The following is a 26,680-nucleotide window of genomic DNA, read 5'->3' as shown; positions in this document are numbered from 1 at the left end:
GAGTGCTTCGAGGGCTGTGCGCAGTCTGGCGAAGGGCGGCCGGATCGGCCATGACGCTGAGCGACAAATGCCTGTCAGTTCCCGACAGGCAGGGTGCCTTGCGCCAAGGAATGCTCGGTGAGGCGCGCGGCTCAGCCCGGCTTGGCGGCGGCTTCCTTGTCCCGGGCCCAGAACTCGACCATCACCGTCATGGCGATCCAGACCAGCAGCGTGGGGCGCACCTTGTCCGGGACCATGCCCTGGCCGCGCAGCATGAAATCCATCATCTCGGGCAGGGTCGCCGCGTAGACCACGGCCATCAGCGAATACACCAGCTTCTGCCGGCTGGACGAGATGTAGAGCACCGTGATGACGATGCTGGCCAAAGTCATCAACAAGACGCCGAACTGCCAGGCGTTCAGCTTTTCTGTGCCGGCCAGCACGAAGCCCAGCACGGCGCCGAAGAACATGTTCAGCCCGTTGAGATTGGCCTGGTATTCCCCCGTCGACATGCGTCCTAGCCCGGCTCCGGTGAACAGCCGGCGGATCACTGCTTGCATCTGGACCTCTCCTGAATCATTCGTGGTCGGTCCATTCTGCCTTGGGGTGGTGTCAGGTCTTGCCTGGGCGCGGGCCAGGGACCTACGGATTGACAGGCCCGGCATGCACCGTAGAGTCCGGACCTGGATCTGCGGCCCGTGGTCAAGCCGTCGGCTGAAGTTGGCCTTGGCTCCGCTAGTCGTCTGCTGTGGAGTGGAAGGGGGCAAATGCTGGTTCAAGCAAAGCCGTGGCGCGCCAGGCGCGGGAGCTCCGACCATTGGCTGCAAGGCTTGCATCGCTTCGATGCGGCGCGCGGCGCCAATTCAGCGTCTTTTGAACGCCGGCGCTTCCGGATGCTGTGCATCGCCAGCGGCCTGATCATGCTGATCTTCACGCCCTGGGCGATTAGCGACATCTTGCTTGGGCGCGTCGCGCTTTTTCTGTCCGACCTGTACTTCCTGGTCATGGCTGGCCTGGTCGTGCTGCTGGCCCGCCAGAGCTTGCTGAGAGTGGCCAGCCTGCTGTTCACGATCGCCGCCTTCGTTGGCGTCGTCGGCCTGAGCGTTGTGGTCGATGTGCCCAGTGCAACGCTGCCGCGCGCCACGCAGATCTACCTGATCCCGCTTACGGTGGTTGCGTACTTCCTGCTCCAGTACGAGGTGCGAAACCTGCGTACGGCCGTGCCCGTGCTGAACCTCGTGGCCTTCGTCGTGCTCGCAACGACGTCCAGCAGCTTCGGCTTCAGCCCCATGGTCAGTGAGGCAGAACGCGGCTTGGCGAACAACTTCGCCTCGCTGCTGGCCGCGATCGCGCTGTACGCGGCGCTGACGGTCATGCACCGCGAGGCGAGGGAGTCGACGGCCCTTGAACGGGCCTTTGGCGTCGCCATCATGAACGGCGAGATCGAGGCCTATCTGCAACCGCAATGCACGGCCGAAGGCGCTCTGATTGGCGCCGAGGCCTTGATGCGCTGGCGCCATCCGACGCGCGGCTACATCTCGCCGGCCGAGTTCATCCCTATGGCCGAGCACAGCGGACTGATCGTTCCGGCGGGCGAGCAGCTGTTGGGCAAGGTCTGCGAACTGCTGAACCGCTGGGAAGGCGACGCGGCGCTCAGCCATGTCAGGGTGTCGGTCAATGTCAGCCCCATGCAACTGCTGGCGGCCGAGTCCGCGGAACGGCTGCTGAGCCGGGTCTCCAGCAATCTGGCGGCGCGAAAGGTGCTGAAGTTCGAGCTGACCGAATCCATGTTCGTCGAGGACTTCGAAATGGTTCACGGCCGCATGATGCAGATTCGAGCCAGCGGCATCGCCATCGCCCTGGACGACTTTGGCACCGGCTTCTCCTCGCTGAACTATCTGCGCAGGCTGCCGCTCGATCAGCTCAAGGTCGATCAGGCCTTTGTCAAGGACCTGCCGGCCGCGCCGGACGCCAGCAAGATCGCCCGCACCATCGTCCAACTCGGCAAGGACCTGGGCCTGGAGGTGGTGGCCGAGGGCACGGAAACCGCTGAACAGGTCCGGGCCTTGCAGGAAATGGGTTGCGAGATCTTTCAGGGCTTTTTCTTCTCACGCCCCATTCCCGCGGAGGCCTTCGAGGCGCTGGCTCAGGAGTTGCACGACGGGACGCGATCCTTGCGGCCTGCGGCGGTGCCCAGTTGCTAAGCCTTCTTCACGAACTCCGACTTCAGCCCCATTGCGCCGATGCCTTCGATCTTGCAGTCGATGTCGTGGTCGCCGTCGGTCAACCGGATGTTCTTGACCTTGGTGCCGACCTTGACCACCAGCGACGAGCCCTTGATCTTCAGGTCCTTGATCACGGTGACGGTATCGCCGTCCTGCAGCACGTTGCCCACGGCGTCCTTGATGACTCGAACTTCTTCGGCCGCCGCAGTTTGCGAGCCTTGGGCCGACCATTCGTGACCGCATTCAGGACACACCAACTGAGTGCCGTCCTCGTAGGTATAGGCCGATTGGCATTGGGGGCAGGCGGGCAGGGTGGACATGGCAACACTCCGGGGTGAGCAAAGAAAAACCCCCAACACCTTGCGATGCTGGGGGCTCTCTATCTGGCTCCTCGACCTGGGCTCGAACCAGGGACCTACGGATTAACAGTCCAGATCACAGCCCGATTTTGGTCGAGGAAAGTTGAAGAATCTTAACGAAATTTTCCAATGGCTCTGGTGGTCGATGGCGTTTGCCGACCTGAACCCGAACCCGCCATAGATGGCGGACCATTGAGTATTCCGGAACTTCGATGTGAATCAAGGGCTTGCGCACCATGATGTCGACCGAAATTCGACAATGGTGTCGCTCGGCAGGTCGGTCGGGGTTAGGACGGCATTGCGAAGCGCAGAAGCATCGTCCAGAATGGCGGCGCGCATGGCTGGATGCCACGCCCGCTGGACCCAGTAGGGACAGCACAGCCACACTATCAAAGCGACGGCGCCCGCCATCACTGGATCACAGAAGCGGGGACTTTCCATCACACGGAGTCCTCTATGCCTTCAAAGATCCCAACCCTTCGTACCCAAGCCTTTGTTCAGCAAGGTGGTCGCTGCTGGTACTGCTGTGTTCGCATGTGGTGCGCATCACCCATTGAACTGGCTTCGGCTCGGCACAAGGGAATGGCAAGCCTGAAATGCACCGCTGAGCATTTGCTGGCCAAGTCGGAAGGTGGCAAAGACCAGGCGAACAATGTTGTCGCCGCCTGTTGGCACTGCAATCGAACCCGACACAAAAGGAAGCTGCCGCCGAAGCCAGAGGCCTTTCGTGCAGATGTGCGGAGGCGGGTTGCTCGAGGACGGTGGCATCACCCATGGGTAAGAACGCTTGGCCTTCTTTGATATTGGGTTCAAATCGAAAGTGCGTCGGGGGGGCTTCGGTGGAGAACATGAAGTCGGCCAATCAAAACGCCCCATAGGGCGCGCGCCGCGCCAGCGAGTAGGGTGGGCAACCCCGGCCCGCGTTTGGCCGCTAGAGGGCCAGATAACGCGAAGCCGGGGGTGTGCCAGCAATACCTGACCCTAGCGCGCCGCTGCCGACGCACGGGGGACTAGCACCGAAGCCGCATTGGCCGCATCCTGCAGAGCCTTGGTCGACAGGTGGCTATAGCGCATCGTGACCTTGGGATCAGAGTGACCCAATATGCTCTGCACTTCGAATAGCGTGCGGCCGCTGGACACCAAGAGGCTGGCGTAGGCATGGCGCAAGTCGTGAATGCGCAGATGCGTCAAGTCAGCTTTGGTGCGCAGTCGTTCCCACACCTTCATGATCGTGGTGTACGGCAGGCGGGTCTGGCGATTGATGAATAGGTGGTCGAACTCGCCCCCCGTGTCGAGCTGGTCGAGCACATGCAGCGCGCTGTCGTTCAAGGGAACGGAGCGCATGCGTTTGGACTTCGAGTTCTTGGCCGGGATGCGCCACACTCGATTCGAACGATCTACCTGACGCCACTCGGCTTGCAAGGCTTCGTTGAGGCGGCAGCCGGTGCTGAGTAGGAACATGGCGATGTTGCACACGGTACGGTTTTCGTCGGTGCGGAGGACGGTTAACAGGCATTGCAATTCTTCGTCGGTCATGTAGTTCTCCATACGGTTGTCGTGGTTGAACAATTCGATTCCGCTGATCGGGTTTTTCTCGATGAAGCTCCAGAGGACGGCCAGGTTCAACATGCGGCGCAGCACTTTTATGTGATGGTCCGCGGTGGCCTTGCTCAAGCCGCCATCAGCCAGGCCCGCGTGAAAAACCTGAACCTTCTGGCGATTCAGCTGATTCAGGCGTAGGTTGCCGAAGGCAGGGTTGATGCGCAGTCGGAATAGCTCTTCATCACGCTTCCACGAGCGCTTGTGGCTCTTGGCATGCGGTAGGTACTGGTCGTTGAAGAAGGAGGTCAGGGTAGGCACGTCCTTGGCTGCCCGGATTTCCGCCGCAGGGTTGGCGCCCAGTGCGATCTCGGCCTTCTGCTTCTTGGCCTCTTTGCGGGCGTCCGAGAGCGAGATGTCGATGCTCTTGCCGATCTTGTGGTGACAGGTCTTGCCGTTCTGATCCTTGTAGCGGAGGTAGTAGGTGCCGCGGCCCGGCGAGGTGCGGCTGACGAGGATGTAGAGACCGGGTACTTCGATGTCGCAGTACTCGACGCGATCACCGGTATTGCAGATCAGGCCGGCGCTGATAAAGGTGGGGGTCAGTTTGACTTTTGGCATTGGGGTTCCTTGAGTTCTTGAGTTCTTGAGTTCTTGAGTTCGAATAGCTCCGCCCGCCCGGATTGGTGGGCGAAGTGGCGGGCTGGGAAACTGAGGGGGCGCGTCTTCACCGAAGCTGACGCTGCCGGGCGACTAGGGCGTCGGAGGTCCGGCCGAAATCAGCGAGTAGTTCTTGGCGCCGCGCTCGCCGACCGAATAGGCCCAGAGCTGCTGTTGACCTGAGCCGTCGTAGCGATCGATGACTTCAATGGCGGCATTGCGGCCTACACGGGCGCGCTCCGCCGCCGCTCGTGCGAGGTCCATCTTCTTGGTGATGCCGTCGCCAATGCAGGCCTTGATCGCAGTGATGACGACGGCGTCCGAGACCTCTGCAGCCTCGGCCTTGGACTTAGCCAGGTCGTCCGAGGGAACCTCAACAACAGACGCCAGGATTTGCGAATAAGGCTTGCCTAGCGCAGTGCTGTATCGATAGGCCAGCGTATCGGGAACATCGCCACGGCGCTTGATGTTCTTGAGTTCGATAACCTTGCCCGGCTCCACGCCTGTCCAGGGCAGCGAGTCCACGATGTAGGCGCAGTCGAAGTCGTCCACCAGATCCGAGGTTCCGGCGTACACCAACTTGCCGCTAGCGGTGCGGTTCTTGTTGGTGTGGGCGAGCGCGATCAAGGTACCGCCCTTAGAGACAAAACGGCGGACAGCTTGAGTGAACTCAGCCATCTGCGACTTGCTCATCAGGTCGGCCACCTTCTTGGCCGTGTCCAGGATGATCACCATGCCCTTCGGGTCCGACTTGGTGACCAGATCGTTCAGGATCGTCAAGAACATGCTGCCGCGAAAGCCCAGATGACCGTCCGCGAGCATGTGGAAGCCGTACGTATCCGCGATCTTGAGCTTCTCGACCAGACCTTTCGCCGTGTCGTCCATGTTGATGTAGTACACGTTGCCCGCGTCAAGACTTCCATCGCCCAGGCTGACGGTCAGGAGATGCAGCGTTAGCAGCGTCTTGCCTGTGTTGGGCGGCGCAAAGATGACGGTGGCCTGTCCCGTCAGTGCAATGGGGCCGAGCGCCTGTTCTTGCTCCAGCAATTGTTTTTCGAGCTCTTCGGATTTGCCGCGCAGCGAGAAGCGTGCCAGTGGACCGGGCTCCACGGGCTGCATGGCTGCCGCAGTGCTGGCAACGAGCGGTGCCGAGACACTCGGCTGCGCATGTACTTCTCCAGGGCCAGAGACAACCTCGGTTTCTGTGACTTCAAACTGGTCGTCGCCCAACGCCATCGGGTCGATGCTGGCACCGGCCTCGCGCGCCAGATGGATCAGGGTGCCGATCGTGTAAGGTTTTCCGGCGTAGGACTTGAAGCTGCGCCACTTGACTTCGATCTCACGGCGACCAGGATAGTCCTTGCCGCCCGCGCTCCAGCTATCAAAGGCGTCCAGACCAGCATCGGAGCCATCGGATTCGTGATGCAGGGCCATGCCGACGCTGACCCACACTGCATAACCGCAATTCGGGTCAATGTAGGCCAGCAGCTGCGTCGCCGCGCTGAACTGCTTGGTGCCGTTCACATGCTCGGCGTTGCCAGCGGCGCGCACTTCATGCTGGCGAGGCGTTGGGCTGCCGTTATGCGCAAACACATCGTCGACAAACTCTTGCGTGACGGCATCGAGTTCGTTGACATGATTGATAACGCAGGCGTGAACGACTTTTCCCGCGCTACCGGGCATCACCACCAGGCTGCGGCCGGTCTTGACGTCGATGCGCTCGGGATGGTCTGCAGTGGAATGCGATTGCTGCTTTGCGTAAACCTGCGCTGGACGACGGTAGTAGAAGTGCTGGCCTTTGCTGGTGTTGACGATGAGGCGCGGCACCATGTCGTGTTCCTGGGCAAAGCGGGACAGGGCGCGGACGGACTCCGGCGAGTCGGCGTCGAGCACCAAGATTTCAGCGGTCGTGATGCATCCAACCTCGTGAGTCGGATTGCGTTGCCAATGGGCGCGGATCGTGGCTTCACTCAGCGTCGCCAACCAAGGATCCCAGGGGCAAGCAGGGCACTTGGTGCCAGGTAGCAGCGGAATGACGTGAAAGCCCATCGCATGCCAGTGCAAGGCTGCCTGGAGCGGGCTGTCAAAAACGAAAGGGGAGGAGGGTGTTGAAATGTTGATCATCTAAACGGCAAGTGGCAATCGGGTGGAGGCTGCTTGCACAAGGCGCTCATCGGGCGATGAACGCAAGCAAACAGGAACTCTCGGATGGCACTTGCCGTAGACAGATGTTTCAACAGCCCCTGAGGGCCGTTCTGGCTGCAGACCCCGTAGTCAGCCCACAGCAGAGGGGCGCGACTCTAGCAGAGAAATTTGCGACCGGAAAGAGCGGCTGGGCGAATGTTGCTCGGCGGGCGAGGCCGGCAGCCTGGAAACCTGGAACGGTGGCAGCGTTGTTAGGTCACCAGGATTTCAGGTTTCCTGAGTGGTTGCCGCAGCAGCCGCCTGCAATGCGCGAAGTAAGCGTGCCTGAGCAATCGCAACAAAAGTTGAAAAGCTCGGCTTCAGGCTGGCCGCGGCCCCTCGGTCCTTGCGGCCCAGGAGGTGCGCCAATCTCAGGCAGGCCATCGCCAACAATCCTTTTGCTCGATCACTTGGCAATAGGGTCGTAACGATGCGAGCTAGTCCCTAGAGCTACCGGACCCCTTCATTCCGTTGGGGGCAGCCGTATCGATGCGTGAATGCGCCGTCAACGGCAGGATGCGCAAAGTTTCAAGGCCCACGATCCGCCCCACGCCGACCTCTCCCCTAGCTCCAGCCGCACGCAAGCCTCCGCAGCATTGCGGATCAAGTCGATGTGCGATGGAGAAAAAGGGAAGAAGAGAGCGCGAAGCGGGAGATGGGTTTTGGCGGCCTGGGCGGGAGGCTCAGCGCCAAGAAGAGTCGATGCTGTCGCTGCCGGCCATTAATGCGGCCTCATTTGCGATCGTCAGCGGCAGCAGGTCAGCAGGCAGGTCCAGGTCGAGGACAAAAGCCAAGCGGTCTTGGAAAGTCATGGTCAAAATCCTTTCGGTGGTTTGAAGAAAGACGAAGAGCGCTATAGGGGGCGCGGGTGCGGTTGGGGTCGGGATAGGTTCGGCATTGGCGTAAATGGCCAAGCCGGGCGCAAGAACGTCTTGCGCTTCAAGGCACTACGGTGAACACGAAGGCGAGAGCTGCGGACTTCAACTCCAGCGCACAGCGCCTTGGACTAAGGCGCGCCCCGCGTCTTGCGCTTGCTCTTACCGCCGGCCTTGCCACCATCCGGTCTGGCGTCCTCGCCGAGCGAGACCGGCGATGCCATCAGCGCTTGCACTTCGGCTACGAAGCCGCTGAGCTCGCCCAGCTCATGAGCGCGTGGGTTTTCCTCCATTGATCGAATGACACTCAAGCCCTTTAGCACTGCCATCAAGAAGCCACCCGTATTGACGGAGCGACCTTCGAATAGCGGCTGCAAGGCGGAGAAGGTCAGAGGCTGGTCGGGTGGAAGCAATTCCAGGATCGAAGCGAACCGGACCCATTCGCGGCTGAAGTAGCCGCTGCCAGTGTTGGAAACCAAGCGAACCAGCACATCGGAATCCGAAGTACAGGCGAGCTGGTAGCCCAAGGTGGAGCGGCCGGATAGCGATGGAAACAGACCAACACGAAGGACGCGGAATGTGGGAGTTGGCGAATTCTCAGTGGACATGATTTCCTTTCGAAGTTGAATGCGAAGGGAACATCCCTTCATATAAGTTGCTCCGTTTTGCGCTGCTCAAAGCAGCGACTTCAAGACCCGCGCAGGGTGATTGCGGATCACTTCCAGCAGGGCCAAGCACTCGGCCCATTCGCGTGTCAGACCACCATCGAACTCAACGATGGCTGCGCGCTCTTCCCAGGCCTCGCGCAGATCCGCATCGAGCCGGACAACAAAGAACTGGATCAAGTCGTTGCTGCTGCTCATGAATTCCTCCAAGGAAATGACGGACAAAAAAATGCCGCCTCGATGGGCGGCTTGGGTGGTGGATTGCTTCGTCTCATGGGTCAAGGTCCATGTGTGCGGCATGGCGTAGGCACAGGTCTGCCAGCATGGGATCGATCAGGTCATCGGCTGGGATGTAGATGACCAGGCCGAAACCGTCGTCACCAAGGACGAACACCACCTCATGCCAAGGACCATGAGCGGTGAAGGACTCCCAGGGCCTGGACACGTCGCCCAGCTCGAAGCCCAACTCCCGTGAGATTGAAGCCAGGCTGTCGCTCGGATCGACAACGATGAAATTGACCAGTTCGGCGATGTCGTAATCGTCATAGTCGGCCAGCTCGGCCATCCTTTCGTTGATGAGGTTGTTGAGGTCGGTGGAAGTGTTGTGCGCGAGAAATGCGGCGACGGACGACGCATCACGCAGCCATTGCATAGACGTACCCCTGTGGTTGGACAAAGAAAAGCGCCCCGGGATTTCTCCAGGGGCGCTGCTAGGCTTGAAAGATGGAAGAAAGGGCGCTGCTATCGGTTCAATTCGATAGGGCCGGTGGCTTGGATGTCCGTAAACGCATGGCCTGGCCACGAGATGGCCCACACGGTGACTCGGCATTGCTGTTTGATGTTGCTGCACCGCTTGATGACATCGGCCACAGCGGTCTTGCTTAGGCGGCTGAGGTCCACGCGCACCGGGCTCATATCCCCGGCGGAACCCTGAAGATAGAAGACACCCATCAGGTATTTCCCAACGCCACCGAAGCGCAGCGTCTTGCCCTCGAACGCTCGCCAGTCGGCGCGAAACTCCGACAGATCCGTGAGCGGGCGGCGATACAGCAGGCCGTCCATCAAGAATGCATGGGCCTCCTTTGCAGTCAACCCCCCCTCGGGGCAGTTGGCGAAAGCAGACTGCAGCTTTTTTGTGAGGTCGGAGTTTTGGTCTTGGATCTTCGCTGTCAACGTCTTGAACTTCGCTGCATACGCCTGCTTGGTCAGAATCGCTTTTTCGAAAAAATGCTCCGATAGTTCGGAGACCGCCAAGATGAAGCAGGCCTCCAACTGATGCACCTGGCTCTCGGAAAGATCCTTCTTCTGGTCAATGACTTCCTGTGCTCTCCAAAGAAAGTCCGCACCGAACTCATCCGCGCTGCATGTTGGGCCTGAGAGGCAACGTGCCGGCGTGCGGGCGTCCGAGCACCAACTATGAAGCGGAAGCAGCAGAGCGACGGTCGCAAGGAAGGCTCGGCCGAACGCCCGACTGGGCTGCCAGCGTATTGGAAATTGCATTCAATGGTTCCTTGTATTGGATTAGGACTGGGCCAATGTGAACAACAGAGCGATCGCAGCGCCGAATACCACGACATTGGCCAGCACGATGAATAGGGCTCGCAGGTTGAGCAGCAGCAGTGCACCGATCTCGCGCAAGATCGACCAGAAGAACCACTTCAAACCTCCAATCAGCTCCAGGCAGAGATGACGTGGCCAACTATGCAGGTAGTTCAGCTGCTTCAAAGCTCCCTCGTACTCAGGGTCGCCTTTGCGATGGCGTCTGATGGTCTGAAGTAGCTTCGAGGCTTCGGCGCGGTCGCGATCGTTCTGCTTTTGATGTTCAAAGATGCCGACGATGTGGTCGCGCACCTTTGCCGAGTTGATCAAGTGCCGATATGTGTCCTTGGATCGCTGATGATCTCGTCGGACTTGCTTGATGAACTGGGAACTCATGGGCCTCCAGCTGATATTGCGTTGAAGAAATGGTGGGCTTGGTTGGGATGAATTCCTCTGGCTGAATGGGCGTGAAAAGTCCGGCAATGGCGGGAGCCAAGCCGGGGCGAGGGATGGGAAGCGGTGAGGGGGAGTTGTCGCCAGGTACTGGCGGTGCAGTCGGCGGGATGGAACAGGGCAGCTCTGCTGCTCCGCAGGTGGATTGCCTTCAGAAAATTGCGCGGAACAAGCCGCCAAAGAGTGCGCCCATGATCGCGAAGGTGAACATCAGGATCGCGACGGCAGGGATCGATGCAAGTGACCACTTGATCATGAAGAACACCATTGACCAGAAAGGAATGCTGGCGTCAACGATGGCGACTGCCTGAATTTGACCGGCGGCCCTGGGCCGTGACATGTTCTTCCCTCGAGCAATTTCGGCCCGGTTTTCTGCTGACTCTGCGCGTACCGACTGATCGGGTGGCAGGCCACTCTTGGAGTAGCCGCAACTCCAACAAGCGTCGAATTCTTCCTCGATCGACTTTGAACATTGCTTGCATTTCCACATGAAGTCCTCCTTGGTTACGGGAATCGTTGGATTTACTGCCACACGAACGTGGCCGTCCAGCCAGCGGCCTGGAACATCGGGGCCAGGACTTGCTCAGCGTTCTTCTTGGCCTCGGCAACCCACTGGGGCGAGGCGCAGTACTTGCCAATGTCTTTCTCGGCGGCAGCCCAGCCGTTGTTTACGGCGGCGACCTGGTGCGCGTTGCTGGGGATGAAGAACTGAAGGCCTTCGTCGGTCACGGTGTAGAAGTAGGAACCGCCGGCCTCACGGGCGGCGTGGCTGACCCTGGGCTGCAGCATCCGGGGCGCCGGCAGCACGACATGCAAAGTCTTCGATCCAGGCTGAACTTGCTCATACCGAGCCGCTCGTAGGTTGGTGCTGATCTCGCAATCGCCGCGAACCACCATGAGGATCTTGGTGCCACCCAGGCGGAGCTCCCAGGGCGTCATGGGAATGTCCTGAGCACGCTTCTGGAAGAACTCCAGGATGTTGGCGTAGTGCAGGCGCAGCATGACCAGCTCGCCGAGCTTTTCAGTGGATATCTGAGGCGGTGGCGGAGGCGGCGCTGGTGGGCGATTGAAGGACTGCCAGGCGAGGACGGCAAGCGCAAAGGCAATGACTACGAATGCAAGTCGAGCTAGGTAGACCATGCAGGCCGAAGGTAATGAGGGCTTGCTTGCCCAGGTGATAGGTGACCCGTAGCCGGACTACTACCTCGGCAGGGCAGTGCTTTGGAATCTATATGAATTAGTGTTTATGCGAATTAAAGCATATGAAACACAGTGCGCCGCGTGGGACGGACGCTTACTCAACAACTCGGCCAATGCATTCGAGACCTGAGACTCGGTCGCGGGTTGAGTCAGGTCGAGTTTGGCGAGCAGTGCGGCTTCTATCAGACTTATCTAAGTCGCATCGAGAACGGGCAAGCAAACCCCACCGTCAATGCTCTTGAGGTGATTGCTAACGCCTTCGGGCTGACAGTTTTTGATCTCTTCGACAGAGTGCGAGAGATGGAAACTGCGGGCGACGCCGCCGAACCAATGTAGGCCTCCCGGCCAGAAAGCAAGAAGGTCGCCTCAGCGGGCGACCCTTCAATGTGTGTCGTGAAGACACTCTTGGTCTAAGTCAGACGGCGAAATCTTCGATCTTCTGACCCGCTGCCAGCTTAGCGGCCAGCCATTTGGGCTTGAGGCCACGGCCACTCCAGCTTGCGCCGGTTTCCTTGTCGCGGTACTTGGCGGCCACCTTGGAGCCCTCACCGGCCTTGCCGGCCTTGGAAGCGCGCGAGCCGAGGTCTTCGATGGTCAGGCCATGGTCCGCCATGAGCGCACGAACCTGCTGGATGGCGTCGGCGCGTTCACTTGCTTGAGTCTGGGCGATTTGGGCGTCCAGGGCGGCGCGTTGAGCGATGAGGTCTTTGAGGGAGGAGGCCATTTGACGGTCGCAATGTTGTATGGAGGCAGACTTGGCGCCAATCGCCACTGGCCTATGTGACTTCCGCATGCTCTGGCGAGAAGATGGATACGGGTTCCATGTAGGCCGGCATTGAATTGGGCGACATCGCGAGAAGAAAGTTCTGAAGCCAACGATGCTTCGCAAGTTCGTGCTCGTTGCCGTCAAGCATTAAATGCTCGGCGGCATAGATAGCTTTTGCAAGTTCGTAGCATTCCTCCAGATTTTCGTTTGCTACATTGAGAAAGAATACACCATTCTCCTTGCAAATGAGGCGCTCACTTCTGATTGCGTCAATCTCTGCCTCAAGCTTTCCGCCTCGGTCCATCATTGCGATGATATTCTTGTCTATGACTATGCGCGGATATATAGCTTGCTTCTGCTCCATTTCGTAGGCGACCGGAAGTGCATGACTGTAGGTTAATGCCCCGGATTTGAAATGCTGCGCAAAAGCAATTCCGCCGCGAATAAATAGACCATTCTTCAGAAAGGCCCGATGTACCTTCGAGAGGGCACGTAGAAGATCAATGAACGGTGCGGATGGATGCGTGCTGACAATGATCGTGTCACTAATGGCCTGATACGCAATCTCTGCCTCATTGATGCTCTGCAAGACAGATAGCGATGATTCAAGCTTTTCTTTGAAATCCTCTTTTCCGTTCTCGCGATCAGAGGCAATTTTGTTCTTGTAACCCAGTACGTCCAAGAGTGCGACAAAAGTGTATGGAATGGCCATTGGTTACTCCATGGCAGCAGCAATTTTCCCAATTTCGTCCTGATATTCTTGCATTCTCTTCTGCCAATCGGCCCAAACAATCCCTCGGTAGTGGTCGCCATCTGATGATGCGTGCACGGTGTCTGCTTGACCAATGTCGAAAATTGCCTTTCCAACTATCTGTGCGACGGGGGCCATAGGACCAACATCGCGTATTGAGGCGACAAATGGTTCCGTGCATAGCGACTTATTCTTGGGCTCCAGGCGCTTTCCTGTGGCGCCAAGTAGTACTTTGATAATCCCATCTTTTATCAATTGCTCCCACTTCTTGTACGACCCCTTCTTCTGCCCGGCGCGATGAATTTTATAATTGTTGATTATCGCCCCATAGAACTTGGGGGTCGAGAACGGGGCCTTAATGCCGTGCGGGTCGAACGTAGAAACAATTAGCGCATGCCGGGTTAGCCAATCATGCATGATCGCTCCCATGCCTTGGATTGCCTGGTATGAGAACCTATCTGGTGCGGTGGGGATGAAGACGCCGTCGCAAGCGAGAATAGTCATTCTGGTAATAGATCCTGCACTTGGGCCAACGTCGCACAGTATGTAGTCAAAGTCATGCAATTCGCCGAGATCCCGGAGCAAGCGCGTCATGACCGCGTATGTGTTCTTGTCGTGAATTGATTCGGTCACGGCTTGGGCGATTGCCAAGGAAAAATATTGCTCCGCTCTAGAGAAGTTAATGTCTCCCCTCAATATCTGGAGATTCTCGTAAATCGGAGATTGCGGCAGGTCAATTTTCTTGACGTCAATACGTGCGGTGTCGCCTTCGAAACGTGGCTGCAGCGCCTCATAGATACTTGTTCCGGGTAGTGCTTGGTCAGGATCGTCGAAATTGTCTGCCGCGCAAAAGAATAACTCTGTGCAATTGCATTGCGGGTCGCAGTCAACCAGTAGAACCTTCTTGCCAAGCTTTGTGGCCAAGAATACGGCCATATTGAATAACGTCGTGGTTTTGGCGACGCCACCCTTGTTGTTGTATAAGGAAATGATCTTTGTCATATGTGTTCTCGATGCTCAATGCACGTTACGGTGTCGGTCAATTTGGCCTTCCGTCACAACACGGGCCTTTATTTGCCAACGATGAACTGAATATTCGGGGAACTAATTGCCAATTGGTGCAAGGTAGGACGAGACGGTGGCGCGCAGTTGCTCGGCAAATTTGTGAATGTCGTCAATTGATTCCAGCGAAAATTGTTCTTCATCTTTCGTTGCATTGAACAGTCCGAGGCGCAACTTCTGGGTGTTGTTGAATCGCAACCTACATACGGGCTTGCGGTTGTTGTCGTCCAACAAGATGGCGCAATAACTCTGTGCATCGCGCATGACCACGCGCTTTGACGGAACAAGATTTCGCACCAAAGCCCGAATCGTATGAAAGGCTTCGAGTTCTTCTGGCGAGGTCACAACTTGCGGTTCGTCTTGACTGCTGGTTGATGCTTGGCTCGAAGCGGCCGGCTGCGCAACAACCACTGGCTCTGACACGGTTACGGACTCGGGCGCCATCGCGCCCTTGAGACGCTCGTTGATTCGCTCGCCAAGCAATTGCTCGAACGCGCGCTTAGTGATCAGCGTGAACTGATCTTTGATCGCCGGAGTGAAGCGGCGATTGCCGAGGAGATCGCCTGATACCAATCGAACAAACTCTTCGGATGGGTTGATCATCCACTCAGCCAACCGAGTCTGAATCGCCCGGGTGTACTTGAGATCGTTGGCGGTCGTGAGAATCGTTTCCAGGTCGAACGCTGTCTTGGCAAACTTTTTCAGTTCCTCGACATCCCTCTCGTTGAAATCGAGGATGTTGAACTCGAAGAACGGTTTCTCGTCCATCTTGTTCGGTTGCTCAAGGTCCGTGAAGAAGCGATAGACCAAGCCATTGGTGAGCACGCCGAAGCGAGCCTCGGTAACGTGAAAGTACCGGAACAACTGGCCAGCATGATTGATATTCAGCTCTGCACCGGCTTTCTTGCATTCGAAGAGCATGATAGGTTTGCCTTCGCGAAGAATGGCGTAGTCAACCTTCTCACCCTTCTTGGTGCCCACGTCGGCCACCAGCTCTGGCGTGACTTCAAGCGGATCGAACACGTTGTACCCAAGGGCTTGAATGAACGGCATGACCATCGCGTTCTTCGTTGCCTCTTCGGTCTGGATCAAGGCCTTCGTACTTCCGATGCGTGTTGACAGCACGCGCAATTGATCGATGAAGTCCACTTGTTATCTCCCTTGGGTGCGGAACTAGGCAGTTGTTGTATCACTTGGTAAGCGGGTTGCCATCAGGTGAGTCCTTGGGCTGGTAGATACTTCGCACAAATCGAATTGGCGATAGTCCCCCGAAAGAACCGTGTGGGGCTCGCCGACTCAGGGGGAGCGGGTTATGGGGCGGAAGAAGCTAAGCCTTGCGGAAGACCTGTTGAACTTGGTTGCGCTGTTGCCGTGGTGGGCAGGCGTAGGGCTGTCGATAGCGAGCTATTTCTTGCTGCACCGGCTGGCCATTCCGGACGTGCCAGTTGCAATCCAGCCGGGCCAGATGGGCGGTATGGCAGTTCGCGCGATGACTACGGCACTTGCGGGCGTGGGCCAGTACGTGTTGCCCTTAATCTGCCTTGGGGGCGCAGCCACATCAGCCTGGAGGCGACATCAGCGCAAGTCACTGGCTGTCAATGTGGCCGAGGCAAATGGTGCCGATGCGCTCGACGGTATGTCTTGGCGCGAATTTGAAATGCTCGTCGGTGAGGCGTTTCGAATGCAAGGTTTCAGCGTCGGTGAGCTGGGCGGCGCTGGCCCTGACGGTGGCGTTGATCTGGTGCTCAAGAAGGGCACCGAGAAGTTCCTGGTTCAGTGCAAGCAGTGGAAGGCCTACAAGGTCGGCGTAGACGTCGTGCGCGAGCTCTACGGCGTGATGGCGGCCAAAGGGGCGGCAGGTGGCTTCGTGGTCACATCCGGCAGCTTCACTGCGGACGCTAAGGGCTTCGCCGAAGGACGCAATGTCAAGCTGGTGGATGGACAGCGGCTGTCTCAGATGATCAAGGAAGCCAGAGCAACGTTGTCTGCAGGTAGCAGTGCTGGCGCTGAGGTACGGCAGGCCAGTGAGACTGCCACGCAAGCGCACATTCCTGCTGACGTTGTGTGTCCCGCGTGCGGCGCTGGGATGGTCCAACGGACGGCTAAAAGGGGTTCCAATGCTGGCGCTATGTTCTGGGGCTGCTCCACCTATCCAGCGTGCCGTGGAACCAGGCAAATTTCGTAGGCGATCCAGAAATTCAAGGAGGACTTGATGGGATTCTTTGGCAATGAATGCGCTCCACCCATAGTTGAGCGACTCGCGCAAGGATGAAAGCAGAAGCATGGAAGTCTTCTACTTCACCACGGCGCAGCATGCGATCAACAACATCGCCCTCCGCCGACTCAAGGTGTCGCGCTATCGAGAGTTGAACGATCCGTTCGAACTTCAAGCGATGAGCTTCAACACGGATGGCGAACGCGACCTCTTCAACGAGTCAATTGAAGCGCTGCATGCGGAAGAGGGGCTGGTTTGCTTCACGGAGGACTGGAAAAACCAGCTGATGTGGAGTCACTACGCCGATAAGTATCAGGGCGTGGCCCTGGGCTTTGAAGTGGAAGACGGGCGGCTGGACGAGATCAAGTACCAGAAGACGTTTGCCGTAGGCGACCTGACTGCAACTAGCGTCGAGAAACTCCTGGGCAGACTCAAAACCACAAAGTCCGACGAGTGGAGATATGAAAAGGAGCGTCGGCTGTTCGTCACGCTTGCAGACGCGACCAAAGAGGGCGGCCTATATTTCATCCCTTTCTTGGGAGCCATGCGCCTCACTAAGGTCATCTTGGGGGCACGCTGCTCGATAGACCCAAACACCGTGCATGATCTTCTAAAGCCGTTCGAGGGTGCAGTGGCAATAGTGCAAACGAAGACCGCAACAGGGGGCTTTGACATCGTGACGGTCAACTGGCGGCGCCGACTTTCTCATGCGTTCAGAGGTGGAATCATGCGCCGTAGCTGACGGGGCACGCGTTTGGCTGCGCAATTTGCCAAGTTCCCAGTGGACGGTGAAGGGGCCATTGGCGAATCCATGCAAGAACTGATCACTCATCCGATGGGGGCTCTGCATGAAGGAGAAGAGATTCAAGGTTGGGATCACGCTGACCATCTGCTGGCTTGCAGTCATGGTCGCCTTCGTGGGCTTCGGCCTGTTTGGCTACGGCCAGCTTCCTGGCAAGGTCAATGAGTGGGGGGACTTCTTCGCAGGCTTCTTTGCACCGCTTGCGTTCCTGTGGTTGGTACTCGGTTACTTGCAACAAGGCGAGGAGCTGCGCCTACAGGCGGCGGAGCTGAAGAACTCTGTCGAGCAGCAGACCCAGCTTGTCCAGGAAACACGGCGCCAAATTGAACAAGATGCAGAAGCTAATCGCGAAGAGCGGGAGCGGCAGCACCGGCGGGCTCAGCCGGTGTTCGAATACTCAGTCCTGTCCTATGCCGACAACGACACAACCTTCGAGGTCCAATGTCGGATTGCCAATCACGGAATGGCCGCTCGCGAAGTGATGTTGATGACTGAAGATGCCGAGGGCGGCGACATTGATCTTGGTGAGTTTTCCGCATTGCCGCGTGGCGCGGTCAACCAGTTCACCGTGCGGCTTCCACGCGCTCACGAAATACAGATTTCGATCTCGTACACCGACATCAACAATTCGCTGGAGGTCGAGGAAGTCTGGATGGGTGTGATCCAGGACAAGCCTTGTTTCATTCCATCCGTAGGCGCCTTGTAGTCTTTGACGGCCGCCATTTCGGAAGACGTTGAAGGTCGGTTCGCTGAACCGACCATCGATCATTCGCACAAAGAAAAAACCCCCAACACCTTGCGATGCTGGGGGCTTCATTTGGCTCCTCGACCTGGGCTCGAACCAGGGACCTACGGATTAACAGTCCGGCGCTCTACCGACTGAGCTATCGAGGAATTGATGGGTATGTCGGCTGGCCGTGCGGTTGCGTCCAGCGTCATAAAAAAGAGAACCGCTTGCACGGTTCTCTTTGGGTTCTGTGGCTCCTCGACCTGGGCTCGAACCAGGGACCTACGGATTAACAGTCCGGCGCTCTACCGACTGAGCTATCGAGGAACAGAGCCTTGCATTATAGACCAGATTTTTTGGCTCTTACAAGCTCAGCTCCAGACTGGCTCGCCAGCTGCGCGGTGCCAGCGGGTAGAGGTAGACGTGCTCGTACTGATAGGGCGATTCCTTCCAGGCGCGGCGGTTGGTCAGGTTGTCGACGCCGGCACGCCAGATCCACTGCGTGCGGCCGACCTGATGGTCGAAGCGCAGGGCGGCGTCGATGCGGGTCCAGGCCGGCAGTTGCAGGCTGTTGTCAGGCAACACTTCGCGTGCGCCTTCGCGGACCAGGCCGAGCTGGGCTTGCAGGCCGGCAAACAGCTGCTGGCGCGCCTGCAGCTTGATCGTGGTCTCGGGCACATTGGCCGGCCGCAAGCCGTTCAGCGAGCCGATGGCGCTGCCCTGGTTGCGCGCGCGCAGCTGCATCCAGCTGCCGAGCAGGCCGCCGCCTTCCCATTTGAGATCGGCCTGGGCCTCGAGGCCGCGGTGGCGCGCTTCGCCGTCGGCGTGGCGGACGCAGCTGTTGGCCGTGGAGTCGCAGTTGCCGAAGTCCCGCCAGGCCGGGCGCTTGATGTCGAAGGCCGCGAGCGACCAGTCCACGGTCTTGCTGCCCGACTTCAGGCCGAACTCCAGCTGCTCGCTCTTGAGCGCCGGCAGGGCCTGGCCGCGGTTGCTGTAGCGGCTGCGATTGGGAGCGACCTCGCTCTCAATGCCCTGGCCCCAGCTGGCATAGGCCATCAGCTGCGGATTGATCGCATAGCTCAGGCCCAGCCAAGGCGTGGTGAAGCCCTGGTCGTAGTCGGTGGCGCGGGTGTCGCTGGTGTTGACGCGATAGCTGGAGCGTTCGACGCGGCTGTGGCGCAGGCCCAGCCAGGCGTTCAATTCCGCCGTCAGCGCCACGGCATCGCGCAGATAGAACTCGCGGCTGTGCTCGTCGCGGTTGGTGTTGGCGTCGTACAGCGAGCCATCGGCCACGGTGCGCGCCTGGCCGCTGATGTTGCCGGTGCCGGCCCAGTTGTAGGCCTGGCCCTGGAAGCGGCTCCAGAAGCGGGTGAACAGCAGGCCGGTCGTGATCTGGTGGCGCAGGCCGCCGAGCACCAGCGATCCGCTCAGCGAGAAGTCGGTGGCATCGCTGTTGCGGCGCTCGTTCTCGCTGCGGAAGTCCCACATGTCGAAGTCGCCGTTGGGGCAGTAGCTCGATGCCCAATAGGTGCCGTCGGCGGCGCTGCAGCCGAAGGGGTAGGCCAGGCGGTCGTCCGTCTTCAGCGCTTGTCGGCCCCAGTGGGCTTGGGCCTTCCAGTCGCCGCTCAGCCGCTGCTGCCAGCGCAGCGAGGCAAAGCTGTTGTCGAAGACCACCGGCTGGCTCCAGGCCTGGTTGTTCAGGTTGATGCGCGGGTCGATGCTCTTGGCGTCGGGCAGCTTGTTGCCCAGCAGGCTGAAGCCGGGCTGGCTGGCCTGGGTCTGCTTGTTGGCCTCGAACTCGGCTTCGAGTTTTGTGTCGGGCGAGAGCTTCCAGTCGCCGGCCAGGGCGAACAGATGGCGCTGGCCGCGGGTGTCGTTCAACTGGGGCTTCACATGGGCCGTGCTGGCGTTCAGGCGCAGGCCGAACTCGCGGTCATTGCCAAAGCGGTGGCTCAGGTCGGTCGAGACCTCGGCCGTGCCGCGTTCGCTGAAGCCCAGCGTCAGGCTGTGGATCTCGGCCGTCGGCCGCTTGACGATCAGGTTGACCAGGCCGCCCGGCGCACTGGTGCCGGCCTGGATGCCGCTGGCGCCCTTGAGGATTTCGACGCCGGCCTTGTTGCCCAGCGCGATGGCCGTCTCGGCATTGATGGGCAGGCCGTCGCGGCGGTAGTTGAAGCGGTTGTCCAGGTCGAAGCCGCGGATCTTGAGGTAGGAGACATAGCCCTGCGAGTTGTAGGCGTCGCCGACGCTGGCGTCGAGCAGGGTCAGGCCGGCCAGGTTCTGGATGCCGTTGGCCAGCAGCAATTCGGTGCCGACCAGGTTGGCCTGCAGCGGCAGCTTGGCCACCGGCGTGTCGCCGAAACCGCCGATCTGGACCGGGGCTTCGGCCGAGCGGCCGGTGACCGAGACCGTGGGAAGTTGCTGGGCTGCAGCGGCGGTGCTCATGAGTGCCAGCGCCGCTGCGATGCGGGTGAGGGACAGGTGTATTGCCATCGAAATGCTGTAGCGATGGCAGGTCGGCAGACGACAGGGCCCGGAACGTCGCGAGAAAGGCGTGGCCGACGACGGGCTGGATGCGTGCTTGCTTCCCTGCGCGAGGATTAACTCGTCTCGACCCCGAGGGGGCGAGATGGCGACCGAAGCCGCCGATCAGGTTCAAAGGGACTTTCTCAGCCAGACCTGCAAGGCCCAGCACCCCTAGCGAAGTGGCCGCGACTCGGAGAACCGCAGCGCGGCGGATTGTAGTTCGGCAAGGAAACAAAAAAGGCCCGCACGGGGCGGGCCTTTCCAATCAACAGGCTTGACCGGGCTCAGTCGAACACCGGCGTTTCCACGCCCAGCACCTTGTGCAGCTTGGGGCTGGTGGTCGTGTACTGCAGGTGGACGCGCTTCTCCGGGAAGATGTAGGGCGCGGCGCCGAAGGCGGCCAGGGCGCACTCGTGGAAGCCCGAAAGGATCAGCTTCTTCTTGCCCGGATAGGTGTTCACGTCGCCGACGGCGAAGATGCCGGGCACCGAGGTCTGGAACTTCTCGGTGTCGACGACGATCTGCTTGCGCTCCAGGGCCAGGCCCCATTCGGCGATGGGGCCCAGCTTGGGGCTGAGGCCGAAGAACACGAGCACTTCGTCGCAGGGCACGACGCGGGTCACGCCGTCACCGCCGGTGACCTTGACGCCCTTGAGCTTGCCGTCGGCTTCGTCGATATCGGTCACCTGGCCGACCAGGAACTGCATTTCGTGCTGCTCGCACAGCTCGTGCATCTTGGCCACCGAGGCCGGCGCGGCGCGGAAGCCGTCGCGGCGGTGCAGCAGGATCACGCTCTCGGCCTTGTTGGCGCTGCCGTCGTCATTGCCGGCACAGAAGTTCAGCGCCCAGTCCAGCGCCGAGTCGCCGCCGCCGACGATCAGCAGGTTCTTGCCGGCGAACTGGGCCGGGTTGCGCACGCGGTAGTGCAGCTGGCTGTCGGTGTACTTCTCGATGCCCTCGACCTTCAAGGTGCGCGGCTGGAACGAGCCCACGCCGCCGGCGATGAAGATGGTCTTGGTCAGGAAGCGCGTGCCCTTGCTGGTCTCGACGTAGAAGCGGCCGTCTTCCTGCTTCTGCACGGTGGTGACTTCCTGGCCCAGGTGGAAGGTCGCGCCGAAGGGCTCGATCTGCTTGAGCAGGTTGTCGGTCAGTTCCTTGCCGGTGCACACGGGCACGGCCGGGATGTCGTAGATCGGCTTGTCCGGATAGAGCTCGATGCACTGGCCGCCGGGGTAGGCGAGCGAGTCGATGATGTGGGCCTTGATCTCCAAGAGGCCCAGCTCGAACACCTGGAACAGGCCCACAGGGCCGGCGCCGACGATGACGGCATCGGTCTCGATGGGGCTGCCACCATGCTCGGCGGCGGTCTTGGCGATCTCTGCGTTCACTTGAGGTTCCATGTCGGGGCGCGGCTTGTGGCCGCTTCGTCTCGGTTCAATCGGGTTGTGTTCAGCGGATCAGCTCGGGCAGCTTGCCCGTCTTGTCCTTCCAGTCGTCGGCATCGGGCAGCGCGGGCTTGCGCTTGGTGATGCTGGGCCACTTCTTGGCCAGGTCGGCGTTGAGCTTGATCATGTGCTGCTGGTTGCCCGGCACATCCTCCTCGGGGACGATGGCATTGACCGGGCACTCGGGAATGCAGACCGCGCAGTCGATGCATTCGTCCGGGTCGATGGTCAGGAAATTCGGGCCCTCGCGGAAGCAGTCAACGGGGCAGACATCGACGCAATCGGTGTACTTGCAGCGGATGCAGGCTTCGGTAACGACGTGGGTCATGGAGGCAGCTCGGTTTCTTGTGGGCCCAGCCCTCGCGCGGGACGCAGTGAGGGCAAAGCGCGGATTTTAGTCGTTCAGGGTAAGTACCGGGCTTTGATCCGGATCTAGGACGCGGGTTTTGGCACGGCTGCGGGCCGGAACGGCCAGCGCCCGGGCGCCAGCGCCCACCGTCACCACCGTGGGACGGCCTTTGTGCAGCAGCGCGGCAGCGCCAAGGGTGCCGACCTGGTGGTCGCTGGCCAGGGCATCGGCACAACCGGCACGCGAGACCACGGCCACCGGCGTGTCGGCCGGCCAGCCGGCCTGCTGCAGCTTCCTGGCGAGCTGCCCGAGCTGGCGGCCGGCCATATAGAAGACCTCGGTGTCGGCACTCTTCAGCGCTTGCAGGTCACCGTCCTTGGTCATCGCGGTCGTCAGGCTGACGCTGCGGCCCTTGCCGCGGCGCGTCAGCGGACGCTGGATCTGGGCCGCAGCCGCAATCGCCGCCGTGACGCCGGGCACGACCTCGCTCTCGATGCCGGCTTCGGCCAGCGCGAGCAGCTCTTCTTCCAGGCGGCCGAAGATGCTGGCGTCGCCGCCCTTGAGGCGCACGACCAGCGCATGCTGCTGGGCTTGCTTGACCAGCAGGGCGTTGATCGCAGTCTGGGCGGTGGAATCGCAGAAGCCGCGCTTGCCCACGTCCAGCCATTGGGCCTGGGGAGCCAGCTCGCGCAGCGCCGGGTCGGTCAGTGCGTCAAACAGCACCACATCGGCCCGGGCCAGGGCGCGGGCGCCGCGCAGGGTGATCAGGTCGGCCGCGCCAGGGCCTGCACTGACAAAGATGACATGTCCCATGGCGCTCACCTCACCAGCAGTGCACCCGAGGTGCGATTGGTCGTGGGGTCCACGACGATCAGGGCGCCGCCGACGCGGTTGGCCGCATAGGGCTCCACCGGCAGCGGCTGCTGGGTCTCGATCCGCACATGGCCGATCTCGTTCACCGCCAGCTCATGCGCCTCGGCCTCCTTGAGCGTGTGGATGTCCACCTTGTGCTCGATCGCCGTGATCCGCGCCTGCACCCAGCGGTTGCCGTGACGCACCCAGTACTTGCGGCCCACTTGCGCCGCTTCGGTGTCCAGCCAGGCCAGCGTCGCCTCGAAGGCATTCGTCGGCTGGGCCGAGTCCGGCGTGACGATCCAGTCACCCCGGCTCACATCGAGCTGCCGGTCCAGCAGCACGCCGGCCGATTCACCCGCCACCACTTGCGCCACCGTGCTGCCCGCCTTGCGCACCTCGACCACCCGGGCCTTCTGGCCGCTGGGCAGGATCTGGATCTCGTCCCCGGCCTGGACCTGGCCGTGGGCGATGCGGCCCCACAGCGTGCGGGGCTGATGGCCGGTGCCGTCGCCATTGGTGGCCACGTACTGCACCGGAATCGCCAGGCGCCCTTCGACCTTCTCCTGCACCGTCGGCAGCGATTCCAGCACTTGCAGGAGGCTAGGCCCCTGGTACCAGTTCGACTCCAGCGGCTGGGTGACGTTGTCCCCGCGAAGGGCGCTGACCGGCACGATGGCCTTCACTTCGATGCCCGCCTCTTCGGCGAACTGGCGCAGCGCCCGGCTCACCTTGGCATAGCCCTCGGCCGGATGCACCAGCGCATCGATCTTGTTGATCGCGAACACGATGCTCGGGACTCTCAGCAGATGCGCCAGCAAGCTGTGCCGGCGGGTCTGGGGCAAGAGCGTGACCTCGGCTTGCTCCAGGTCCAGCTTGGTGATGTCCACCAGCACCACCGCCGCATCCGATCCGGCGGCGGCCGTGACCATGTTGCGGGTGTACTGCTCATGGCCCGGCGCGTCGGCAATGATGAACTTGCGGGTGCGGGTGGCGAAGTAGCGATACGCCACGTCGATGGTGATGCCCTGCTCGCGCTCGGCTTCCAAGCCGTCGGTCAGCAAAGAGAGATCGATGGGGGCGCCGGCGGCGCGCTTCTCCAGCGTATCGAGCTGATCCGCGAGGATGGCGCGGCTGTCGAACAGCAAGCGGCCGATCAGGGTGCTCTTGCCATCGTCCACGCTGCCAGCGGTCAGGAAGCGCAGGGCGCGATGCTGGGTGTCCACGTCGCTCTGGTGATGAATCAGGGAATTGAGAACGGCGCTCATCAGAAGTAGCCCTCTTTCTTGCGGCGCTCCATCGAGGCCTCGCTGGTGCGGTCGTCCATGCGCGTGGCGCCGCGCTCGCTGATGGTGACAGTCAATGTCTCGGCGACGATCTCCGAGGCGTTGGCGGCCTCGCTCTCCACCGGGCAGGTGCAGGTCATGTCGCCCACGGTGCGGAAGCGCACGGTGGCGGTCTCCACGCTCTCGCCGGCCTCGGGCGGCGTCACCTCGGTCAAGGGCACCAGGAGCCCCTTGCGGCGGATCACCGGGCGCTCATGGGCGTAGTAGAGGGACGGCAGCGGGATGTTCTCTCTAGCGATGTAGAGCCACACGTCCAGCTCGGTCCAGTTCGAGATCGGGAAGGCTCGGAAGTGCTCGCCCGGGCGGATCCGGGTGTTGAACAGGTTCCACAGCTCGGGCCGCTGCTCCTTGGGCTGCCATTGGCCGAAGGAATCGCGGTGGCTGAAGATGCGTTCCTTGGCGCGGGCTTTTTCTTCATCGCGGCGGGCGCCACCGATCAGGCAGTCGAAGCGGTGCTCTTCGATGGCTTCCAGCAGGGTCACGGTCTGGTGGCCGTTGCGGGATTCCAGCGGGTGAGAGAGGCGCACGGTGCCGCGGGCCATGGAGTCTTCCAGGTGGCCGACGATCAGGCGCTCGCCCATCTCGGCCACGCGCTGGTCGCGGAACGCTATGACCTCGGGGAAGTTGTGACCCGTGTCCACGTGCAGCAGCGGGAACGGCAGGCGACCCGAGAACTCGTTGCCGACCACGCGGTTCTTGAACGCCTTCTCGGCCAGCCGCAGGACCACGCAGGAGTCCTTGCCGCCCGAGAACAAGAGCGCCGGGCGCTCGAACGAGGCCGCCACCTCGCGCAGGATGAAGATGGCTTCTTCCTCGAGATGGTCCAGGTGGCGGTGGTCCACCGTGGGCAGCAGTTTTTCCAGATTCACAGGCGCATTCATGCAGGCGCTCCCGACTTCGTCAATTCTTCATTCGAATGCGCCTTGTGCAAGCCGCATTCCTTCGCGTTCTCGTCTTCCCACCACCAGCGTCCGGCGCGGAAATCTTCCCCGACCGCAATCGCCCGCGTGCAGGGCGCGCAGCCGATGCTCGGCATGAACTGGTCATGCAAGGGGTTGTAGGGCACGTCGTTCGAGTCGATGTAATGCCAGACATCGGCCCAGCTCCATTCGGCCAGCACATTGAGCTTGGCGCGGCCCTGGCCGTCGGGCTCGCTGAAGGGCACCTCGGCGCGGTTGCTGGACTGTTCGCGGCGCAGGCCGGTGATCCAGGCCGTGCGGCCGGCCAGCATGCGCGACAGCGGCTCCAGCTTGCGCAGGCTGCAGCAGGCCTTGCGCAGGGCCAGGCTTTCGTACATGGCCTTCTCGCCGTTGTTGCGGACGAACAGGATGACCTGCTCCTCTGCCGGCTTGAACACCGCCACCTCGCGCTGGTAGCGGCCGCGGATCTGGCCGAGCAGGCCCAGGGTCTCGTCATGCAGCTTGCCGGTGTCCAGCGTGGCGATGGCGATGGGCAGCTGGTGGCGGGCGATCAGGTCGGTGATCACCATGTCCTCGGCGCCCAGGCTGGTGGACTGGATCAGGCCGTCGCCATGGGCCTGCACGGCTTCGCGCAGCAGCTCGACGGTCCGGGTCACGCGCTCTTCGTAGCCGGCCGTCCGGCGGGCATAGAGCGCAGTGGCCGAGCTGCCGGCCGCGACGCCGGGCAGGAAGGACGAGACCAGGTCGTTCATGCCGCCACCTTGGCAAACACCGGCTGCGGCTGCAAGACATCGCCCTGGTAGTGAGCCGGGAAGAAGCCGAGCGCGCGCCGGGCGGCCTCGAGGTTCTGGTCGGCGCGGAGCGTCACGGCATCGAAGCCGCAGCGCTGCAGCAGCGGCAGCATGTCCACCAGCACCTCGCCGGTGGCGCGGATCTCGCCGGCAAAGCGGTAGCGCGAGCGCAGCAGACGGGCCTGGCTGTAGGCGCGGCCGTCCACCCACTTGGGAAACTTGAGGACGACCAGGGCCAGGCGCGGCAGGTCCTCGACCAGGCCTTCGATGTCGAAGTCGTTCGCGACCTCGACGGCGGTCGGCAGCTCGCGCGGCCAGTGCTCGCGCACCGCGTGCCATTGCTCCAGCGTCAGCAGCCGGTGCGAGACCGTGGGCGGATGCGGCACAGGGCCGTCCTCGCCGACGACGCGCTGCCAGGGATCTTGGTGAGGGGCGATGAATTTCATGGCG

The 26,680-nt window shown here is 60.9% G+C and carries 30 protein-coding genes and 3 tRNA genes; 6 read left to right on the top strand and 27 right to left on the bottom strand.

Going from position 1 to position 26,680, the window contains the following annotated elements:
• Positions 1–131: 131 nt before the first annotated feature.
• Positions 132–539, bottom strand: coding sequence for a hypothetical protein (locus QT382_RS08825; RefSeq protein ID WP_289253662.1), 408 nt, complete (start codon positions 537–539; stop codon positions 132–134).
• 207 nt (positions 540–746) lie between these two features.
• On the opposite strand from QT382_RS08825, the gene QT382_RS08820 reads away from it, so the two are divergent.
• Positions 747–2,183 carry a putative bifunctional diguanylate cyclase/phosphodiesterase gene (locus QT382_RS08820; protein ID WP_289253661.1) on the top strand — a complete coding sequence of 479 codons (1,437 nt, stop codon included), beginning with the start codon at positions 747–749 and terminating at the stop codon, positions 2,181–2,183.
• Here QT382_RS08820 and QT382_RS08815 read toward each other — a convergent pair.
• Together QT382_RS08815 and QT382_RS08810 are read right to left on the bottom strand one after the other, a co-directional pair.
• Positions 2,180–2,524 (bottom strand): zinc ribbon domain-containing protein YjdM, encoded by a 345-nt coding sequence (locus tag QT382_RS08815; protein WP_289253660.1) that lies wholly within the window; start codon positions 2,522–2,524, stop codon positions 2,180–2,182. The genes QT382_RS08820 and QT382_RS08815 overlap by 4 nt on opposite strands.
• A gap of 64 nt (positions 2,525–2,588) precedes the next feature.
• Positions 2,589–2,663 (bottom strand) — tRNA-Asn (locus QT382_RS08810).
• 245 nt (positions 2,664–2,908) lie between these two features.
• Between QT382_RS08810 and QT382_RS21065 the strand changes: the two genes are divergently transcribed.
• A complete protein-coding gene (locus QT382_RS21065) occupies positions 2,909–3,364 on the top strand; it encodes an HNH endonuclease (RefSeq protein WP_353957265.1) in 456 nt (151 codons plus the stop codon).
• Positions 3,365–3,544: 180 nt separating this feature from the next.
• Here QT382_RS21065 and QT382_RS08805 read toward each other — a convergent pair whose 3' ends face one another.
• From QT382_RS08805 to QT382_RS08760, 10 genes are all read right to left on the bottom strand, one after another.
• Positions 3,545–4,723 carry a site-specific integrase gene (locus tag QT382_RS08805; RefSeq protein ID WP_289253659.1) on the bottom strand — a complete coding sequence of 393 codons (1,179 nt, stop codon included), beginning with the start codon at positions 4,721–4,723 and terminating at the stop codon, positions 3,545–3,547.
• 132 nt (positions 4,724–4,855) lie between these two features.
• Complete coding sequence (locus tag QT382_RS08800) at positions 4,856–6,886, bottom strand: PriCT-2 domain-containing protein (protein ID WP_353957264.1); 2,031 nt, start codon at positions 6,884–6,886, stop codon at positions 4,856–4,858.
• 743 nt (positions 6,887–7,629) lie between these two features.
• Positions 7,630–7,758 (bottom strand): hypothetical protein, encoded by a 129-nt coding sequence (locus QT382_RS08795; RefSeq protein WP_289253658.1) that lies wholly within the window; start codon positions 7,756–7,758, stop codon positions 7,630–7,632.
• Between the two features lie 194 nt (positions 7,759–7,952).
• Positions 7,953–8,348, bottom strand: a complete 396-nt coding sequence (locus QT382_RS08790) for a hypothetical protein (protein WP_289253657.1) — start codon at positions 8,346–8,348, stop codon at positions 7,953–7,955.
• A 147-nt stretch (positions 8,349–8,495) separates the two neighbouring features.
• The gene (locus tag QT382_RS08785; RefSeq protein WP_289253656.1) at positions 8,496–8,684 is read right to left on the bottom strand and encodes a hypothetical protein; all 189 of its coding nucleotides are present in this window, start codon (positions 8,682–8,684) and stop codon (positions 8,496–8,498) included.
• A 73-nt stretch (positions 8,685–8,757) separates the two neighbouring features.
• Complete coding sequence (locus QT382_RS08780) at positions 8,758–9,138, bottom strand: hypothetical protein (protein WP_289253655.1); 381 nt, start codon at positions 9,136–9,138, stop codon at positions 8,758–8,760.
• Between the two features lie 89 nt (positions 9,139–9,227).
• Positions 9,228–9,986: a hypothetical protein gene (locus tag QT382_RS08775; protein WP_289253654.1), complete on the bottom strand. Its 759-nt coding sequence runs from the start codon at positions 9,984–9,986 to the stop codon at positions 9,228–9,230.
• 21 nt (positions 9,987–10,007) lie between these two features.
• Positions 10,008–10,421: a hypothetical protein gene (locus QT382_RS08770; RefSeq protein ID WP_289253653.1), complete on the bottom strand. Its 414-nt coding sequence runs from the start codon at positions 10,419–10,421 to the stop codon at positions 10,008–10,010.
• Positions 10,422–10,629: 208 nt separating this feature from the next.
• On the bottom strand, positions 10,630–10,968 hold the full coding sequence (locus tag QT382_RS08765; RefSeq protein WP_289253652.1) for a hypothetical protein: 339 nt from the start codon (positions 10,966–10,968) through the stop codon (positions 10,630–10,632).
• Positions 10,969–11,000: 32 nt separating this feature from the next.
• Positions 11,001–11,618 carry a DUF4230 domain-containing protein gene (locus tag QT382_RS08760; protein ID WP_289253651.1) on the bottom strand — a complete coding sequence of 206 codons (618 nt, stop codon included), beginning with the start codon at positions 11,616–11,618 and terminating at the stop codon, positions 11,001–11,003.
• A gap of 141 nt (positions 11,619–11,759) precedes the next feature.
• Here QT382_RS08760 and QT382_RS08755 point away from each other — a divergent pair, with 141 nt between their 5' ends.
• On the top strand, positions 11,760–12,014 hold the full coding sequence (locus tag QT382_RS08755; RefSeq protein WP_289253650.1) for a helix-turn-helix domain-containing protein: 255 nt from the start codon (positions 11,760–11,762) through the stop codon (positions 12,012–12,014).
• A 79-nt stretch (positions 12,015–12,093) separates the two neighbouring features.
• On the opposite strand, the gene QT382_RS08750 is transcribed toward QT382_RS08755, so the two are convergent.
• The 4 genes from QT382_RS08750 to QT382_RS08735 form a co-directional block, all read right to left on the bottom strand.
• Positions 12,094–12,450 (bottom strand): H-NS histone family protein, encoded by a 357-nt coding sequence (locus tag QT382_RS08750; protein ID WP_289253649.1) that lies wholly within the window; start codon positions 12,448–12,450, stop codon positions 12,094–12,096.
• Between the two features lie 4 nt (positions 12,451–12,454).
• Positions 12,455–13,156 carry a hypothetical protein gene (locus tag QT382_RS08745; protein WP_289253648.1) on the bottom strand — a complete coding sequence of 234 codons (702 nt, stop codon included), beginning with the start codon at positions 13,154–13,156 and terminating at the stop codon, positions 12,455–12,457.
• Positions 13,157–13,159: 3 nt separating this feature from the next.
• Complete coding sequence (locus tag QT382_RS08740; RefSeq protein WP_289253647.1) at positions 13,160–14,197, bottom strand: ParA family protein; 1,038 nt, start codon at positions 14,195–14,197, stop codon at positions 13,160–13,162.
• Between the two features lie 102 nt (positions 14,198–14,299).
• Positions 14,300–15,406 carry a type I restriction endonuclease gene (locus QT382_RS08735; RefSeq protein WP_289253646.1) on the bottom strand — a complete coding sequence of 369 codons (1,107 nt, stop codon included), beginning with the start codon at positions 15,404–15,406 and terminating at the stop codon, positions 14,300–14,302.
• 163 nt (positions 15,407–15,569) lie between these two features.
• On the opposite strand from QT382_RS08735, the gene QT382_RS08730 reads away from it, so the two are divergent.
• The 3 genes from QT382_RS08730 (at position 15,570) to QT382_RS08720 (ending at position 17,980) form a co-directional block, all read left to right on the top strand.
• On the top strand, positions 15,570–16,442 hold the full coding sequence (locus QT382_RS08730; protein ID WP_289253645.1) for a restriction endonuclease: 873 nt from the start codon (positions 15,570–15,572) through the stop codon (positions 16,440–16,442).
• A gap of 97 nt (positions 16,443–16,539) precedes the next feature.
• Positions 16,540–17,214 (top strand): DUF2971 domain-containing protein, encoded by a 675-nt coding sequence (locus tag QT382_RS08725; protein WP_289253644.1) that lies wholly within the window; start codon positions 16,540–16,542, stop codon positions 17,212–17,214.
• Positions 17,215–17,320: 106 nt separating this feature from the next.
• The gene (locus QT382_RS08720) at positions 17,321–17,980 is read left to right on the top strand and encodes a hypothetical protein (RefSeq protein ID WP_289253643.1); all 660 of its coding nucleotides are present in this window, start codon (positions 17,321–17,323) and stop codon (positions 17,978–17,980) included.
• Positions 17,981–18,092: 112 nt separating this feature from the next.
• Here the strand turns inward: QT382_RS08720 and QT382_RS08715 are convergent.
• The 10 genes from QT382_RS08715 to QT382_RS08670 all read right to left on the bottom strand — a co-directional run bounded on the left by QT382_RS08715 (position 18,093) and on the right by QT382_RS08670 (position 26,676).
• Positions 18,093–18,168, bottom strand: a tRNA-Asn gene (locus QT382_RS08715).
• Positions 18,169–18,252: 84 nt separating this feature from the next.
• Positions 18,253–18,328, bottom strand: a tRNA-Asn gene (locus QT382_RS08710).
• A 36-nt stretch (positions 18,329–18,364) separates the two neighbouring features.
• On the bottom strand, positions 18,365–20,494 hold the full coding sequence (locus QT382_RS08705; protein ID WP_289253642.1) for a TonB-dependent siderophore receptor: 2,130 nt from the start codon (positions 20,492–20,494) through the stop codon (positions 18,365–18,367).
• Positions 20,495–20,811: 317 nt separating this feature from the next.
• Positions 20,812–21,927: an NAD(P)/FAD-dependent oxidoreductase gene (locus QT382_RS08700; protein WP_289253641.1), complete on the bottom strand. Its 1,116-nt coding sequence runs from the start codon at positions 21,925–21,927 to the stop codon at positions 20,812–20,814.
• A gap of 49 nt (positions 21,928–21,976) precedes the next feature.
• Positions 21,977–22,300, bottom strand: coding sequence for a ferredoxin FdxA (gene fdxA / locus QT382_RS08695; protein WP_282826253.1), 324 nt, complete (start codon positions 22,298–22,300; stop codon positions 21,977–21,979).
• A gap of 66 nt (positions 22,301–22,366) precedes the next feature.
• On the bottom strand, positions 22,367–23,134 hold the full coding sequence (cobA, locus tag QT382_RS08690; protein WP_289253640.1) for a uroporphyrinogen-III C-methyltransferase: 768 nt from the start codon (positions 23,132–23,134) through the stop codon (positions 22,367–22,369).
• Between the two features lie 5 nt (positions 23,135–23,139).
• Positions 23,140–24,441, bottom strand: a complete 1,302-nt coding sequence (locus QT382_RS08685; RefSeq protein ID WP_289253639.1) for a sulfate adenylyltransferase subunit 1 — start codon at positions 24,439–24,441, stop codon at positions 23,140–23,142.
• Positions 24,441–25,400, bottom strand: a complete 960-nt coding sequence (gene cysD, locus QT382_RS08680; RefSeq protein WP_289253638.1) for a sulfate adenylyltransferase subunit CysD — start codon at positions 25,398–25,400, stop codon at positions 24,441–24,443. The genes QT382_RS08685 and cysD overlap by 1 nt, the downstream gene beginning before the upstream one ends.
• Positions 25,397–26,191, bottom strand: a complete 795-nt coding sequence (locus QT382_RS08675) for a phosphoadenylyl-sulfate reductase (RefSeq protein WP_289253637.1) — start codon at positions 26,189–26,191, stop codon at positions 25,397–25,399. Before QT382_RS08675 ends, cysD begins: the two co-directional genes overlap by 4 nt.
• On the bottom strand, positions 26,188–26,676 hold the full coding sequence (locus tag QT382_RS08670; RefSeq protein ID WP_289253636.1) for a DUF934 domain-containing protein: 489 nt from the start codon (positions 26,674–26,676) through the stop codon (positions 26,188–26,190). The genes QT382_RS08675 and QT382_RS08670 overlap by 4 nt, the downstream gene beginning before the upstream one ends.
• Positions 26,677–26,680: the final 4 nt, after the last annotated feature.

This window comes from Pelomonas sp. SE-A7 (genome assembly GCF_030345705.1).
GTDB lineage: Bacteria > Pseudomonadota > Gammaproteobacteria > Burkholderiales > Burkholderiaceae_C > JAUASW01.
This window is presented reverse-complemented; position numbering and strand designations above follow the sequence as displayed.